Annotated in this window: 14 protein-coding genes; 2 read left to right on the top strand and 12 right to left on the bottom strand. The window is 64.1% G+C overall.

All coding sequences use genetic code 11. The annotated features are described in order from the left end of the window. Positions 1–1,245 (top strand): glutamate--tRNA ligase (gene gltX, locus AUL31_RS04655; protein WP_060602051.1); only part of this gene is annotated, 1,245 nt, incomplete at its 5' end. A 180-nt stretch (positions 1,246–1,425) separates the two neighbouring features. After that, positions 1,426–2,715, top strand: a complete 1,290-nt coding sequence (gene gltA, locus AUL31_RS04650) for a citrate synthase (RefSeq protein WP_060602048.1) — start codon at positions 1,426–1,428, stop codon at positions 2,713–2,715. Positions 2,716–2,793: 78 nt separating this feature from the next. Here the strand turns inward: gltA and lpxB are convergent, their stop codons facing one another. From lpxB to tsf, 12 genes are all read right to left on the bottom strand, one after another. Beyond that, a complete protein-coding gene (gene lpxB, locus AUL31_RS04645) occupies positions 2,794–3,939 on the bottom strand; it encodes a lipid-A-disaccharide synthase (protein WP_060602045.1) in 1,146 nt (381 codons plus the stop codon). Then, positions 3,936–4,826 (bottom strand): LpxI family protein, encoded by an 891-nt coding sequence (locus AUL31_RS04640; protein ID WP_244489316.1) that lies wholly within the window; start codon positions 4,824–4,826, stop codon positions 3,936–3,938. The genes lpxB and AUL31_RS04640 overlap by 4 nt, the downstream gene beginning before the upstream one ends. Beyond that, positions 4,823–5,635 carry an acyl-ACP--UDP-N-acetylglucosamine O-acyltransferase gene (gene lpxA / locus AUL31_RS04635; protein WP_060602040.1) on the bottom strand — a complete coding sequence of 271 codons (813 nt, stop codon included), beginning with the start codon at positions 5,633–5,635 and terminating at the stop codon, positions 4,823–4,825. The genes AUL31_RS04640 and lpxA overlap by 4 nt, the downstream gene beginning before the upstream one ends. A gap of 8 nt (positions 5,636–5,643) precedes the next feature. Next, positions 5,644–6,108: a 3-hydroxyacyl-ACP dehydratase FabZ gene (fabZ, locus tag AUL31_RS04630; protein WP_060602036.1), complete on the bottom strand. Its 465-nt coding sequence runs from the start codon at positions 6,106–6,108 to the stop codon at positions 5,644–5,646. Further along, the gene (lpxD, locus tag AUL31_RS04625; protein WP_060602033.1) at positions 6,105–7,160 is read right to left on the bottom strand and encodes a UDP-3-O-(3-hydroxymyristoyl)glucosamine N-acyltransferase; all 1,056 of its coding nucleotides are present in this window, start codon (positions 7,158–7,160) and stop codon (positions 6,105–6,107) included. The genes fabZ and lpxD overlap by 4 nt, the downstream gene beginning before the upstream one ends. Before the next feature lie 42 nt (positions 7,161–7,202). Next, a complete protein-coding gene (gene bamA, locus AUL31_RS04620) occupies positions 7,203–9,686 on the bottom strand; it encodes an outer membrane protein assembly factor BamA (protein ID WP_060602030.1) in 2,484 nt (827 codons plus the stop codon). A 209-nt stretch (positions 9,687–9,895) separates the two neighbouring features. Beyond that, positions 9,896–11,035, bottom strand: a complete 1,140-nt coding sequence (rseP, locus tag AUL31_RS04615) for an RIP metalloprotease RseP (protein WP_060602027.1) — start codon at positions 11,033–11,035, stop codon at positions 9,896–9,898. Positions 11,036–11,071: 36 nt separating this feature from the next. Next, positions 11,072–11,923: a phosphatidate cytidylyltransferase gene (locus AUL31_RS04610; RefSeq protein ID WP_060602022.1), complete on the bottom strand. Its 852-nt coding sequence runs from the start codon at positions 11,921–11,923 to the stop codon at positions 11,072–11,074. A 3-nt stretch (positions 11,924–11,926) separates the two neighbouring features. Further along, positions 11,927–12,685 (bottom strand): isoprenyl transferase, encoded by a 759-nt coding sequence (locus AUL31_RS04605; RefSeq protein WP_409359938.1) that lies wholly within the window; start codon positions 12,683–12,685, stop codon positions 11,927–11,929. Continuing rightward, entirely contained in the window at positions 12,682–13,239 is a 558-nt protein-coding gene (gene frr, locus AUL31_RS04600; RefSeq protein ID WP_060602019.1) for a ribosome recycling factor, read from the bottom strand. Before frr ends, AUL31_RS04605 begins: the two co-directional genes overlap by 4 nt. 36 nt (positions 13,240–13,275) lie before the next feature. Beyond that, complete coding sequence (gene pyrH, locus AUL31_RS04595; RefSeq protein WP_409359937.1) at positions 13,276–14,007, bottom strand: UMP kinase; 732 nt, start codon at positions 14,005–14,007, stop codon at positions 13,276–13,278. Positions 14,008–14,146: 139 nt separating this feature from the next. Further along, complete coding sequence (gene tsf, locus AUL31_RS04590; protein WP_060602016.1) at positions 14,147–15,073, bottom strand: translation elongation factor Ts; 927 nt, start codon at positions 15,071–15,073, stop codon at positions 14,147–14,149. Positions 15,074–15,248: the final 175 nt, after the last annotated feature.

Below are 15,248 nucleotides of genomic sequence, written 5' to 3'. Positions count from 1 at the left end.
ATCATCGACGGGTTGTCGTGGCTGGGTCTCGACGCCGATGAACCGCCGATCTCGCAGTTCGAGCGTGTCGCCCGCCACCGCGAGGTGGCCGAGGACATGGTCCGCCGCGGCAACGCCTATTACTGCTATGCGACCCCCCAGGAACTGGAAGAGATGCGCGAGAAGGCGCGCGTCGAAAAGCGCCCGCCGCGCTATGATGGCCGCTGGCGCGACCGTGACCCGTCCGAGGCGCCCGCCGACGTGAAGCCGGTCATCCGGCTGCGCGCCCCGCTGGAAGGCGAGACCCTGGTGCGCGATCAGGTGCAGGGCGACGTGCGCTTTCCCAACAAGGATCTGGACGACCTCGTTCTGCTGCGGTCCGACGGCACGCCCACTTACATGCTGGCCGTGGTGGTGGACGACCACGACATGGGCATCACCCATATCATCCGGGGCGACGACCACCTCACCAACGCCGCGCGGCAGACGCTGATCTTCCAGGCCATGGGCTGGGACGTTCCGGTCATGGCCCATATTCCGCTGATCCACGGCGCGGACGGCGCCAAGCTTTCGAAGCGCCATGGCGCATTGGGCGTCGAGGCCTACCGCGAGATGGGATATCTGCCCGTCGGCCTGAAGAACTATCTGGTCCGATTGGGTTGGAGCCACGGCGACGACGAGATCATGTCGATCGAGGACATGATCCGTTGGTTCGACATCGCAGACGTGAACAAGGGTGCCGCCCGCTTCGATTTCGCCAAGCTCGAAGCCGTCAACGGCTACTGGATGCGCCACAGCGACGACGCCGAACTGGCCCGCACCCTGATGGCGGAGCGCGACTATCTGCCGAACGGCTCCATCCTTCGGCAGAAGGATGACACCGAGACGCTCGACCTTCTCACGCGCGCCATGCCCGGCCTGAAGGAGCGCGCCAAGACGCTTGTCGAGCTGGCCGACAGCGCATCCTACCTGTTTGCCAACCGCCCTCTCCCGATGGAGGAAAAAGCTGCCGAAACCTTGGGCACCGGAGGGCGCGAGATCGTCGCGGGCCTTCTGCCGGCCCTCTCGGCAGTCTCGGACTGGACGGTTGCCAGCCTGGAGGCGGTCGTGCGCGATTACGCGGAGAAGGAAGGGCTGAAGCTCGGCAAGGTCGCGCAGCCGCTGCGCGCTGCGCTGACAGGCCGCACGACATCTCCCGGCGTCTTCGACGTTCTGGAAGTGCTGGGCCGCGAGGAATCCCTTGCACGTCTGGCAGACCAATCGTGAATGGGCCCTATAATATCTTTTGATTGGCAGTGCGGCATAAATCGCTGCTTTGCAGAAAAAAGTAAGTGCCGAAAACTTGTTCGCACGACGCGGACAAGTTAGGCATGAGCTCCGAAATCGACCTATGCGCCGCCGGCCACCGCGTCAGCGATCCGGCGGCTTTCGAAGAAGGGAACGCGCATGAGTGAAGCCGCCAAGCTTTCGCTGGACGGAAAGGAAGCCAATTTCGGCGTCCGCCACGGCACCATCGGCCCCGATGTCGTCGACATCGGTTCTCTCTACAAGGACACCGGTGCGTTCACCTACGATCCGGGCTTTACCTCCACCGCCTCCTGCGAATCGAAGATCACCTTCATCGATGGGGATGAGGGCGTCCTCCTGCATCGGGGTTATCCCATCGAGCAGCTCGCCGAGGAAGGCGACTTCCTCGAGGTCTGCTACCTTCTGCTCTATGGCGAGTTGCCCACCGCCCAGGAAAAGGAAGACTTCACCTATCGTGTCACGCGCCACACGATGGTGCACGAGCAGATGACGAAGTTCTTTTCCGGCTTCCGGCGCGACGCGCACCCGATGGCCGTCATGGTCGGCTCGGTGGGCGCCCTGTCGGCCTTCTACCACGACTCGACCGATATCACGGACCCGCACCAGCGCATGGTGGCGTCCATCCGCATGGTCGCCAAGATCCCGACCCTCGCGGCGATGGCCTACAAATACCATATCGGCCAGCCTTTCGTGTATCCGCGCAACGACCTGTCCTACGCGGAAAACTTCCTGCACATGTGCTTCGCCGTGCCGTGCGAGCCTTACAAGATCAACCCGGTTCTCGCCCGCGCGATGGATCGCATCTTCATTCTCCACGCCGATCACGAGCAGAATGCCTCCACCTCCACGGTGCGGCTGGCCGGTTCGTCCGGCGCCAACCCTTTCGCCTGCATCGCCGCGGGCGTTGCATGTCTGTGGGGTCCGGCGCATGGCGGCGCCAACGAGGCGGCGCTCAACATGCTGTCGGAGATCGGCAGCAAGGACCGCATCCCCGAGTTCGTCGCACGCGCCAAGGACAAGAACGATCCGTTCCGCCTGATGGGCTTCGGCCACCGCGTGTACAAGAACTACGATCCGCGCGCCAAGATCATGCAGAAAACCTGCCACGAGGTGCTGGACGAGCTCGGCCTGAAGGACGACCCGCTCCTCGAAGTGGCGATGGAGCTGGAGCACATCGCGCTGAACGACGAGTACTTCATCGAGAAGAAGCTCTACCCGAACGTCGATTTCTATTCGGGGATCACGCTGAAGGCGCTCGGCTTCCCGACCACGATGTTCACCGTGCTGTTCGCCCTCGCGCGGACTGTCGGCTGGATCGCCCAGTGGAAGGAAATGATCGAAGACCCGCAGCAGCGCATTGGCCGCCCGCGCCAGCTTTACACGGGCTCGCCGCAGCGCGACTATCTGGCAGTCGACAAGCGCAGCTGACGCTTTCTCGAAGCAACAAAAAGGCGCGCTCCCTTCCGGGGGCGCGCCTTTTGCATTTGAACGCCTAAAGGGCGCGGCCTAGTGTCCAGCCTGTTGCAGGATGATAGCGGCGGCGGCTTCACCGGGGCTCCGGTCCACGGTCATCAGGCGGTGGATTTCGGCAAAGCCCTCCATCTGGGCCCGCCGCTCGCCCGTATCCTTCAAAAGGCGCTCCAGCCTGCGCGACAGGAGTTGCGGGCGTACGAACTCGTGGAAATGCTCGGACACGAGCGGATGGTCCACGATGTAGTTGGGCAGCACCGCCGTCCATCCGGTGATGAGACGACGCAGCTGATAGGACAGCGGGTCCAGCCGATAGGCAATGACCATCGGCGTTCCGGCAAGGGCCAGTTCCAGCGCGACGGTGCCCGAGGCCGCCAGCGCCGCGTCTGCCTCGGCAAACGCACGCCACTTGGCCTCCTCGCCCTCCACCACTTCGGGTTTTTCGGGCCATGCGGACAGCTTGTCCCGGATCAGGGAGGCAACGCGGGGCACGACGGGCAAGACGCCGCGCAAACCCGGCATCCGGGTTTTCAGTTCCGCGAAAGTCGCTCCGAAATCGTCCATCAGGCGGTTCACCTCGCCGCGCCTTGAGCCTGGAAGAATCAGCAGAGTCGGCGGCTCTCCGATTGGTTTTTCAACGCCGCCGCCACGTGCCTGCCATATCGCGTTCAGATGCGGCTCGCTCATGATCGTGTGGCCGACATAGCTGGCCGGTGGGCCGCCGGCTGCGGCGATATAGGCCGGCTCAAAGGGAAACAGGCACACCGTGTGGTCCACGGCCGCGGCAAGCGCCTTGGCGCGCTCGGGCCTGTAGGCCCAGATCGCCGGCGGCACGACATTGACGATCTTCAGATCGGGACGCGCCTTGCGCAACCGCGCAGCGACGCGGTTGGTAAAGGTGAAACTGTCGATGGTAACGACGACGTCCGGGCGCGCGTCGAGCAGGCCGTCGACGGTCTGCGACAGGCGCCGCATCAACTGCGGCAGCCGCGCCACGATCGCGCCGACGCCGATGATCGACAATTCTTCGATGTCGAAAAAGCTGTGCAGGCCTTCGGCCTCCATGGCGGTCCCGCCAAGGCCCACGGGCTCTATGGTTGCCCCAAGGCTGCGCAGGCCGCGAATGATGTCCGCCCCGATCCTGTCGGCGGAGTGCTCGCCCACCACGAAACCAACCTTCATGGATGCCTCCCCTCGGCAACGCCGACAACGAACAGGCCACGGCGCGCTGCCGCCTCGGCAAGCGCATCGATATCGATGACGAGCGAGGCACCGGAAGACACCCCGATGCCGGAAAGGCCGGCTTCCGCCGCCTGCTCGATCGTCTCAACGCCGATGCTGGGCAGATCCAGCCGGCGATCCTGCTGCGGCTTGACGGCCTTGAAGAGGACCGTTCTTTCGGACCGCCCGATGCGGCCCTGAAGACGCAGGTCGGCGACACGCTTGAGCATGTCTCGCGTCCCCTCGATACCTTCCAGTGCGATGACCCGCTCGGCCGAAGCCACCGCGGCCTGCCCGATATCGAGATGGCCCAGCGCCCGTGCCGCCTCAGCGGCCCTTTCGATGGCCCTGGCCTCCGCATCGTCCGGCGCCCGGCCTGCGATAAGCCCCTCGGGGGCGATGAGGCCCGGTATGATCTCTTGCACGCCATGCAGCTCGAAACCGCGCCGTTCGAAGGCACGGGATACGGCGCGCAGCATCGTATCGTCGCCGCCGCGCATGATGGAAAGGATTTCCGGAAGCAGCCGCAGCGTCTGCAGCGACGGGATCATGGAGCGGTAATCCGGCCGGATCGAGATCGTGCCGCAGAAGACGAGATGCCGGACACCCGCCTTGCGCAGGTAGGGGAAGATATCCCCTGTCTGCGACCATTTCAGCGGCCGGTTGCGGTAGGGCGACCAGTCTTCCAGCCACCCGTCGCCCACCGGCACGACCACCGGCGTAAAGCCGACGCGCTGCAGCGTATCCGCGATCATCTTCGGCAGGACACCGCCGCCGGCAACGATGCCGAACGCCTCGCCGGGCGTGGCAGGCACCATGCCCACCGGCGCCGGCAAGCCCGCGCTCAAGCTGGCCGGACCGACCGGGGGAAGCATAGCGCCCTGTCGCCGCCGGCCTTGATGAAGCCGAGCAGATCCTGGACAAGCGGGTCCTCCGGATACTCGGCCTCGACCTCTTCCATGTTTTCCTTGAAGGTCAGATCTTCGGAAAACAGCATCCGATAGGCCTTGCGCACATTGCGGATGGCCTCACGGTTGAAACCCGCGCGCTTCATGCCGATGAGGTTGAGCCCGGCGAGGTAGGCGCGGTTGCCGATGACCATGCCGAAGGGGATCACGTCCCCTTCCACGGCGGCAAGGCCGCCAATATAGGCGTGATGACCGACCCGGGTGAACTGGTGGATGGCCGAGCCGCCGGCGAAGGTGGCATAATCCCCGATCGTGCAATGACCGGCCAGCATCACATTGTTGATGATGGTCACGTTGTTGCCGAGGATGCAGTCATGCGCCACATGCGCCCCGGTGAAGAAGGCGCAATTGTCGCCGATGGTCGTTTCGGAGCGCCCCTGCACCGTGCCAGGGTTCATGGTCACGCTTTCACGGATCAGGCAGTTGGCCCCGATCACCAGGCGTGTGTCCTCACCCCGATATTTCAGGTGCTGCGGCGCGTGCCCAAGGGACGCAAATGGGTATATCTGCGCATTGTCGCCGATGCGCGTATTGCCCGCCAGAACGACGTGCGAATGAAGCCGGGAGTTTGCGCCCAGCACGACGCGCGGGCCGATATGGCAGAACGGGCCGATCTCGCAACCGGCTCCGATGACGGCCCCGTCTTCGACGATGGCCGTCGGATGAATGGTGTAATCGTTCGATGACATCAGCTTGCTCAGGCGGCCTCCGCCTGTGCGACCATGGCGCTGACGGTGGCCTCGGCCACCTTGACGCCATCGACCTTGGCAACGCAGTCGAAGCGCCAGATATTGCCGCGCTTCTTGACCTGCGTGACATGGTATTCAAGCCTGTCGCCCGGCACCACGGGCTTGCGGAACTTCGCGTTGTCCACGGTCATCAGGTAAACCAGCGCCGGCATGCCGCCGAGGCCGCGCGTGCAGATGGCGCCGGCGGTCTGCGCCATACCCTCGATGATCAGGACGCCCGGCATGACCGGGTTGCCGGGAAAATGCCCCTGGAACTGGGGCTCGCTGGCGGTGACGTTCTTGATGCCGATGGCACTTCTGTCGCCGTCGATCTCGATGATCCGGTCGACCAGAAGGAAAGGGTAGCGGTGGGGCAAGAGCGCCATGATCTCCATGACGTCCATCTTTTCCAGCACCGGCTTCTCTTCGCTCATTCCTGTCCTCCTGTCGTCCGCTTGGCGCGCGCCATCTCCCGGAGCCACGTGACTTCGCGCAACCAGTCGCGCACCGGACGCGCCGGAGTGCCTCCCCACCGCGCGCCGGGCGGCACGTCGCCCGCAACCGTGCTGACGGCCGCGATCTGCGCACCCTTGCCGACGGTCACATGTCCGTTAACCCCGGATTGCCCCCCAATAGCGACATTGTCTTCGATTGTCGCGCTTCCGGCTATGCCGACTTGCGACACGATGACGCAATTTCGTCCGATCCGAACATTGTGGGCGATCTGCACCTGATTATCGATCTTGGTGTTTTCGCCGATCACGGTATCGCGGACAGCGCCGCGGTCCACCGTCGAGTTGGCGCCGATCTCGACATTGTCCTGAACGATCACGCGGCCGATCTGCACCTGCTTCAGGATGCCCTCGCGGCCGATCGCGTAGCCAAATCCGTCCTGGCCGATGCGCACGCCGGGATGCAGAATGACCCGGTTTCCCAGCAGTGCATGCTGTAGGCTGACGCCGGCGCCGATGGCGCAATCCCGTCCGACGCGGCAGCCGCCGCCGACAGCCGCGCCGGCACCGATGACGGTGCCGGAACCGATCTCGACGTCAGGACCGACCACGGCGAACGGCTCGATCGTCGCGCCATCTTCTATCCGGGCAGTGGGGTGAACGCTGGCCTGAGGGGATATGCCCCCCTCGCCTCCGAAAGCCGAAGGCGACATCGCAGCCGGAAACAGCGCCGCGCCGACCTTGGCGAAGGCAGTCTGCGTATCCGCCACGACGAGACGGGCGATACCGGCCGGGACCAGCTTCGAATAGCGCTCGGCGACGATGATGGCGCCTGCCCGCGTAACCGCAAGCTCGTGCTCGTAATTGGGATTGTCGAAAAAGCTGATGTCCGTGGGGCCGGCCCGCTCGAGCGTCGCGATGCCGTCTATCGGCAATTCGCCCGCTTCCGCCTGCTCCAGCACTCCACTGCAAAGCGCCGCAAGCGAGCCGAGTGTCTTCGGCTCGCCGCGGCTGAAAAACGAGGTTTCGTTCATCGTTCCATTCCGGGCCGAGTTGGCTTTACCCGGCCCGTGGTATCAGAAGCGCGAGGAGAAGCCGAACGAGAACTCCTGCGTCCGGTCATAATCTTCCTTGGCGATCGGATAGGCGTAGTTCACGCGGATCGGACCGAAGGGCGATGCCCAGATCAGGCCGACACCGGCCGAGGCGCGGATGTTGAAATCGTCACCCACGACGCCCGGCTGATTGGCGAACTCCGAACCCCAGAGCGAGCCGGCATCGGCGAAGGCCGCACCACGGAAGCCGAGATCGCGCGAGACCAGCGGCAGCGGGAAGGTAACTTCGGCGCTGGCATTGGCATAGTTCTCGCCGCCGATGGCGACACCATTGCTGCCAGGAATCACGTTGCCTGCCCCGTCGACCGCGAACTGGCGTGGTCCGATACCCTGATACCGGAAGCCGCGGACGATATCCTGCCCCTTGAAGAAATTGTCGAAGACGCGCAGGTCGTCGCCGAGCGCAGTGACGTTGCCTGCCCCACCGCTCAACTGACCGATCACGTCATATTCTTCGTTCAGCAGCGAGAACCACGAGGCCTTGCCCGTCGTGCGCAGGAACTCGGCGTCGCCGCCCAGGCCTGCCACTTCCTGTCCGGCCTGGATGAAGAAGCCGTCACGCGGATCGGAGCTGCTGTCCAGCGTATTGTAGGTCAGCGCGTAGGACATCGACGACGTCGTGTACGGGCTGTCGCAGATCGCCTGGTTGATGATGGCCGAGTTGGTGTAACGCGGCGCATACTGACCGATGAAGGTGGCCGGCGTGCCCGAAGCCGCTGCGATCGCAGCCGCGTTATCGCCATCCGCGCATGTCGTGTAGAAGATGTTGCCGGCAGCATCGAACTGGCCAACGCCCGTATCGTCGCCGAAACGCTCTTCCTTGTAGTTATACGCGATCTGCGCCGTCAGGTGCTGCGTGAGGGGTGCCGCGATGCGCAGCGTGCCGCCGGTGCGCTCGATATCGTAATCGGACGAGGTGTTCTCGGTCCGGTAGATGTCGAAGCCAGCCGCAAGACGACGACCGAGGAAGTAGGGCTCGGTGAACGACAGGTTGTAGTTGCGCGTATCCTCGCCGAAGCCGGCGGACACACGCACGAACTGGCCGCGACCGAGGAAGTTGCGCTCGGTGATGCCGACCTCTGCCACAGGGCCCGGGTTTTCGCCGCCGGTCGTATAGCCGCCGCCGACCGAGAACTCACCGGTGGACTGCTCGACCACCTGGACGACCACGACGACGCGATCGGGCTCGCTGCCCGGTGCGGTCGAGACGTTGACCGTCTGGAAGAAGCGGAGTGCCTCGAGCCGCTGGCGCGCGCGCTGGACGAGCACCTGGTTGAAGGCGTCGCCTTCGGAGACGTCGAACTCGCGGCGGATGACGTAATCGCGCGTCTTCGTGTTGCCACGGATCTCGATGCGCTCGACATAGGCGCGCGGGCCCTGGTCGATCACGTATTCGACGCCGATCGTGTTGTTGGTGAAGTCGCGGTCGCCGCGCGGCGTGACCTGGGCGAAAGCATAGCCCTGGGCCGCCACGGCGTTGGTAAGGTTGACGAGCGTGTCCTCGACCTTCTCGGCGCTGTAGACATTGCCGGGCTTGGTCTCGAGATCGTTCTGCAGCGCCGCGGCATCGATGCCGGGCACGGTGGAGTCGATGTTGACGTTGCCGAAGGTGTAACGCTCACCCTCTTCCACGGTGATCGTGACGAAGTATTCGTTCTTCGCGGCATCGAGCTCGGCAACCGAGGAGACGATACGGAAGTCGGCGAAACCACGGTTGTAATAGAAGCGACGGAGCGTTTCCTCGTCGGCGCGCAGACGATCCTCGTCGTAGATGTCGCTCTTCTGGAGGAAGCCGAACAAGCCGGTTTCACGCAGCGAGATGACCTCTTTCAGGCGGCGGTCGCCGAAGGCGTTGTTGCCAACGAAGTTGATCTGCGCGATGCGGGTGCGATCACCCTCGACGATCTCGAACACCACGTTGACGCGGTTGCCATCGGCCGGAAGCGTGCGCACCGAAACCTGGGCGTCGCTGCGGCCCACGCGGGAATACACGCTGCGGATGGCATCCACGTCTGCCTGCGCGGTCGACGCGTTGTAGGCTGCGCGCGGCGCCGTCTGCACGACGGATTCGAGCTGCTCGTTCTTGACCTTGGAGTTACCCTGGAAGACGACCTCGTTGACGATCTGGTTCTCGTCGACCTGGACGATCATCGTGCCGCCCGACTGGCTGACACGGACATCCGAGAACAGGCCGGTCGCGAAGAGCCGCGTTACCACCTGATCCATTTCTGCCGGGGTCACATTCTGGCCCGTGCGGATCTGGCTGAGGTTGCGGACCGTGTCGGCATCGACGCGCGATGTACCGCGAACCTCGATCCGATTGACGACGGCCGCGTGCGCAGCGCTCATGACCCCGAGCTGGATACCGACAGTGGATGCCGTCAGGATCGTCGAGGAAAGCGCCGCCGCCGACAAGGCGTTGAGAAGCTTCGAACCAGCCGTCATAGGCCTAACCACCTTTTATACTTCTGCCGAGCAGGACGCGTGACAGGATACGTCACATGCCTTGTATCGGCTTTGCGGATGCGTTCAACCAGACTGGGCCTGAATCCGTTTAGGATTCACGAAAGCGTTGCGAAATCGACACGGCAACGGCCCCGTATGGTTAACGATCGGCAAACCCCCTGATGTCCCCTGACCCCTTGCGGCGCAGCTTAGCCGAGCCGCAGGAGATCGTTCGAGAATGCGAATACCATGAGCCCCATTACAAGCACCAGCCCGATTCGGAAACCGATCTCCTGCGTGCGTTCGCTCAGCGGTTTTCCGCGGATCGCCTCGGCCGCGTAGAACAGCAGATGGCCACCGTCGAGGATGGGAATCGGCAGCAGGTTCAAGAGGCCGATCGAGATGGACAGCAAGGCCGCCATGTTGAGAAGAGTGGCAAAGCCAAGTGTCGCCGCCTGGCTCGACATCTGCGCGATGCGGATCGGCCCGCCGATCTGGTCCACCGGCTGAGCGCCACGGAACAGCCCGCCGATGAAGTCCACCGTGCGCTCGGTCACGAACCAGGTTTGCGACACGCCGAACTGCAGCGATTGCAGGACCGTCAATTCCTCGACCCGGAAGGATGACGCGGCATCCGTGGCCACGATGCCGACGACCGGCATGGTGTATTCGTTACCGAACGGATCGGTCTGGGTCCGCTCCTGCGGGGTTACGGTCAGCGGCACTTGCGCGCCGCCACGCTCTACGACGATCGCGATCGGGATATTGGCGCGCGAGGCGACGTGACGCTGGAAGTCGCCGAAATAGGCGATGTCCTGGCCATCCGCGCTGACGATCCTGTCACCCGGCAATATACCCGCGGTTGCGGCCGGCGAATCCACCTGCACTTCGGCAACCACCGGATCGCCGACGACACGTCCGTTGAAATAGGCGACTGCCGCGAAGATCGCGATGGCCAGGATAAAGTTGGCGACCGGACCCGCAGCCACCGTCAGGGCGCGGCGCCCGACGCTTTTTGCGTGGAACGCACCACGGCGGTCGGCGTCGTCCATGCGCTCCAGCGCGTCCCTGTCGGGCATGCTGCCGGCGTTCTCGTCACCCAGGAACTTCACGTATCCGCCCAGCGGAATCATGCAGAGCTTCCAGCGGGTGCCGTGCCTGTCGGTGAAGCCGACCAGTTCCTTGCCGAAGCCGACCGAGAAAGCCAGGATGCGAATGCCGCACCAGCGACCGACCAGATAATGGCCGAGCTCGTGGAAGAAGACGATGACCGTCAGGACGAAAAGAAACGGAACGACCTTGACGAGAGCGCTGTCCCAGATCGCACCGAGTGCGCCCGCTGCTTCCATGACGTGGCAATCTCCAGATGAGGATGTACGAAAAACCTAAAGGTGAAATATGGCGCGCGCGGGTTCTTCAAGCTCGCTGGCGAACAGCCCCGTAAGCCATAGGACGGCCGTGGCGAAGATAAGGGCGTCGATCCTGTCCATCAGGCCGCCATGGCCGGGGATCAGGCGGCCGGAATCCTTGACGCCGAAACGGCGCTTGACCCAGGATTCATAGAGGTCGCCCGCCTGCCCTACAGCCGACAGGACGGCTGAAAGCAACAGGATGCCGAAACCGACATCGCCGCTGACGAGATGGGTGTAGAGCCACCCGGCCAGGACGCCGGCGACAAGCCCGCCAACCGCGCCGGAAATCGTCTTCTTGGGCGAGACCAGCGGCATCAGCTTCGGACCGCCGAACGTGCGACCGCTGAAATAGGCCGCGATGTCGGTAGACCAGACGACGCAGATGACCAGACCGAGCGCCGCCAGGCCCTCGACATCCTCGCCCCGCACCATACCCGGCGCAAGCCCGGCGATGGCGGCGTAGACGAGGCCGCCGGCCACCCAGTCGGCCCGCTTTTCGCGCCGGTCGACGAAGGCGATGAACACTGCGACGAAGGCTACGATGGCGAGCGCCAGCAGCTCGAAATGAAACAGGAAGGCCAGAAGCGACAGGGCAAGCGCGTTCCGCGCGACGTCGAACAGCGGCCCGGCGCGCCTGGCACCGGTGATGCGCGTCCACTCATCGAAGACGATGAAACCGGTGACGACGCACAGGATACGGAACGGCAGCCCGCCCAGGATGGCCAGTGCCAGAACCGCCAGACCCAGGATGACGGCGGAGATCAGGCGCGGCTTGAGATCGCCCCAGGATTTCACACGCAGGAACCGTCCGATCTCCAGGCCCATCGATCAGGACGCGATCTCTTGCGAGACGGCGCCGAAGCGGCGATCTCGCGAGGCATATTCATCCAGTGCGCCCTGCAGCGCGGCGCGGTCGAAATCGGGCCATAGGCAAGGCAGGAAAACCAGTTCGGCATAGGCCGACTGCCAAAGAAGAAAGTTGGACAGCCGCTGCTCGCCGCTGGTGCGGATGATAAGGTCGAGCTCGGGCAGCCCCGCCGTATCCATGTGAGCGTCCATCGTGGAAGCGTCGACATCTTCGCTGCGCAGTTCGCCGGCCGCGACGCGCTCGGCGATGCGCCGCGCGGCCCGTGCGATCTCGTCGCGCGCGCCGTAATTGAAGGCGATCACCAGCGTCGTCCCGGTATTGCCGCGCGTCAGGCTTTCGGCCTCTTCCAGAAGGCCGAGAATATCGGCCGGAAGATTGTCGCGGGCGCCGATGATGCGCACGCGCACGCCCTCACGATGCAGTTCCGCCAGATCCCGCCGGATGAATATCTTGAGCAGCGACATCAATTCGCTGACTTCGTCCTGGGGCCGGCGCCAGTTTTCCGAAGAGAAGGCAAACAGGGTCAGAACCTCGATGCCCAGTTGACCGACAGCGCGCACGGCTTCGCGCAGCGCTTCCACCCCACGGCGGTGCCCCATGGTGCGCGGCAGGCCACGGGCCTTTGCCCAGCGGCCGTTACCGTCCATGATGATCGCGATATGTCGGGGGTGCCGCACGTCGACCTGCCTTTTCTTCGAACCCAGCCGGCGCCCGGTCAGACCTGCATGATCTCGCCTTCCTTGGCGGTCAGCAGCCTGTCGATCTCCGACACGGTGTCGTCGGTCATCTTCTGGACCTTGTCGGACGTCTGGCGGCTGTCATCCTGCCCGATGTCGCCGTCCTTCTCCATCTTCTTCAAGGTTTCCATTCCGTCGCGGCGCACATGGCGCGCGGCCACACGGGCGTTCTCGGCATACTGGTGCGCAACCTTGACCAGTTCCTTGCGGCGTTGCTCGTTCAACTCGGGCAGCGGAATGCGCAGCGTGGTTCCGTCGGTGATCGGGTTGAGGCCCAGATTGCTTTCGCGGATAGCGCGCTCCACCGCACCCACCATCGACTTGTCCCATACGGACACGGCGATCATGCGGGATTCCGGCACGGTGACGTTGGCGACCTGGTTGATCGGCATGGATGACCCATAGGCATCGACCGTGATGGGATCGAGAAGATTAGCGGAGGCCCGCCCCGTACGAAGTCCGGCAAGATCGCTTTTGAAGGCGCTCACGGCTCCATCCATGCGGCGCTTGATTTCATTGACGTCGAAGTCGGCCATGTTCTGTCCTCTTTTGGAAATGTGTGTGGCGGCGCGTCAGTCGGACACGATGGTCGCGCGCCCCTGCCCGGATATGATCCGGGCGAATTCGCCGCCTTCGTGGATCGAGAAGACCACGATGGGGATATGGTTTTCGCGCGCCAGCGCCACGGCCGCGATATCCATCACGGCCAGGCCCTTGCGCAGGATTTCATCGTGCGTCAGCGTTTCGTAGCGCTCGGCATCGGGATGGATCTTGGGGTCGGCGCTATAGATGCCATCGACCTGGGTGCCCTTGAACAGCGCTTCCACTCCCATCTCGGCAGCGCGCAGGGCGGCAGCGGAATCGGTGGTGAAGAAGGGGTTGCCCGTCCCGCCGGCAAAGATGACGACACGGCCGGCCTGCGCATGGGCAAGCGCCGCCCTCTGGGAAAAGCTTTCGCAGATCTCCGGCATGGCGATGGCCGACAGCACGATGGCGTCGACGCCGATCTTGGTGAGGGAGGTCCGCAACGCGAGGGCGTTGATGACGGTGGCGAGCATGCCCATGTGGTCGCCCGTGACGCGGTCTCCGCCCTTGGACGCCACGGCGACGCCGCGGAAGATGTTGCCGCCGCCGATGACGACGGAGATCTTGACGCCGAGTTCGCGCACCTGGCGGATGTCGGCTGCGATCCGGTCTGCGACGGCGACGTCGATGCCGAATCCCTGCGCGCCCATGAGCGCTTCGCCGGATACTTTCAGAAGTACGCTTTTGTAACGCAAGGTCAGTCTTCCCTGTCGAGCCATGGTCCGACCGTCACGGACCGTCGGCGGAAAACGATTTCCAACCTGGACCTGACAGCGCGACGTAACGTTGGCTTGCGATACAGGAAGGGCGTCCGCTTGCCAAGCGGACGCCCCTCCAATCCACATTCGTAACGGTTGATTACTTCTTGCCGGCGGCAGCGGCGACTTCGGCGGCGAAGTCGCTTTCTTCACGCTCGATGCCCTCGCCCAGCGCGAAACGGATGAAGCCGGTGATGCGCGCCGGGGCGCCGAACGTTCCTTCGGCCTGCTTAAGCGCGGCGCCGACGGTGAGGTCGGGGTTGACGACGAACGCCTGGCTCGTCAGCACGACCTCTTCGAAGAACTTGCGCATGCGGCCTTCGACCATCTTTTCGATGATGTTCTCGGGCTTGCCGGACTGACGCGACTGATCGATGAAGATCGCGCGCTCGCGCTCGACGGTCGCGCTGTCGACTTCGTCGTTGCTGAGGGCAAGCGGGTTCGTCGCGGCGACATGCATCGCCACCTGGCGACCGAACTGCGTCAGAGCGGCTTTGTCGCCGTCCGACTCGATGGCCACGAGCACGCCGAGCTTGCCGAGGCCGTCGGCAACCTGGTTGTGAATGTAGGTTGCGACGACGCCGTTGGAGACGCTCAGCATGGCGGTGCGGCGCAGGCCGAGATTCTCGCCGATGGTAGCGACCGCATCCTTGACGGTGTCGGAGACCGACTTGCCGCTGCCCGGCATCGTTGCGGAAGCGACCGCATCGGTGGAGCCTTCGGTGGCAAGGCCGACTTCGGCGATGTCGCGCACCAGCGCCTGGAAGGCATCGTTGCGGGCGACGAAGTCCGTTTCGGAGTTGACCTCTACGACGATGGCCTTGTTGTCACCGGCGGCAACGCCGACCAGACCCTCGGCGGCCGTGCGGCCGGCCTTCTTGTCGGCCTTGGCGATGCCCTTGGCACGCAGCCAGTCGATGGCGGCTTCCATGTCGCCATTCGTCTCGGCAAGAGCGGTCTTGCAGTCCATCATGCCCGCGCCGGTCTTCTCGCGCAGTTCCTTCACCATCGAAGCGGTAATTGTCATGGATAGGCCTTTGGGCTGGGGCAGGTTCGGCGGCACCCGGTTCGGGATGCCGGATCCTGCTTCTATTGTATCAATTTAAGGGAGCGGATGTCCGGCATGCCACCCCCGGAAACAAACGGGCGCACCGGTCCGGGGGAAGGTGCGCCACGAAGATGACGCCCGCATTACGGGCGCC

This window comes from Aureimonas altamirensis (genome assembly GCF_001463885.1).
Taxonomy (GTDB): Bacteria; Pseudomonadota; Alphaproteobacteria; order Rhizobiales; family Rhizobiaceae; genus Aureimonas; species Aureimonas altamirensis.
This window is presented reverse-complemented; position numbering and strand designations above follow the sequence as displayed.

What these genes read in the sequence shown, in the direction of transcription:
- lpxB (WP_060602045.1), bottom strand. Translation starts at nt 3,939, where the DNA reads ATGAAGGTTGGTTTCGTGGTGGGCGAGCACTCCGCCGACAGGATCGGG.
- pyrH (WP_409359937.1), bottom strand. Translation starts at nt 14,007, where the DNA reads ATGGCTCGACAGGGAAGACTGACCTTGCGTTACAAAAGCGTACTTCTG.
- AUL31_RS04610 (WP_060602022.1), bottom strand. Translation starts at nt 11,923, where the DNA reads ATGGGCCTGGAGATCGGACGGTTCCTGCGTGTGAAATCCTGGGGCGAT.
- fabZ (WP_060602036.1), bottom strand. Translation starts at nt 6,108, where the DNA reads ATGAGCGAAGAGAAGCCGGTGCTGGAAAAGATGGACGTCATGGAGATC.
- gltA (WP_060602048.1), top strand. Translation starts at nt 1,426, where the DNA reads ATGAGTGAAGCCGCCAAGCTTTCGCTGGACGGAAAGGAAGCCAATTTC.
- rseP (WP_060602027.1), bottom strand. Translation starts at nt 11,035, where the DNA reads ATGGAAGCAGCGGGCGCACTCGGTGCGATCTGGGACAGCGCTCTCGTC.
- lpxA (WP_060602040.1), bottom strand. Translation starts at nt 5,635, where the DNA reads ATGTCATCGAACGATTACACCATTCATCCGACGGCCATCGTCGAAGAC.
- tsf (WP_060602016.1), bottom strand. Translation starts at nt 15,073, where the DNA reads ATGACAATTACCGCTTCGATGGTGAAGGAACTGCGCGAGAAGACCGGC.
- frr (WP_060602019.1), bottom strand. Translation starts at nt 13,239, where the DNA reads ATGGCCGACTTCGACGTCAATGAAATCAAGCGCCGCATGGATGGAGCC.
- bamA (WP_060602030.1), bottom strand. Translation starts at nt 9,686, where the DNA reads ATGACGGCTGGTTCGAAGCTTCTCAACGCCTTGTCGGCGGCGGCGCTT.
- lpxD (WP_060602033.1), bottom strand. Translation starts at nt 7,160, where the DNA reads ATGAACGAAACCTCGTTTTTCAGCCGCGGCGAGCCGAAGACACTCGGC.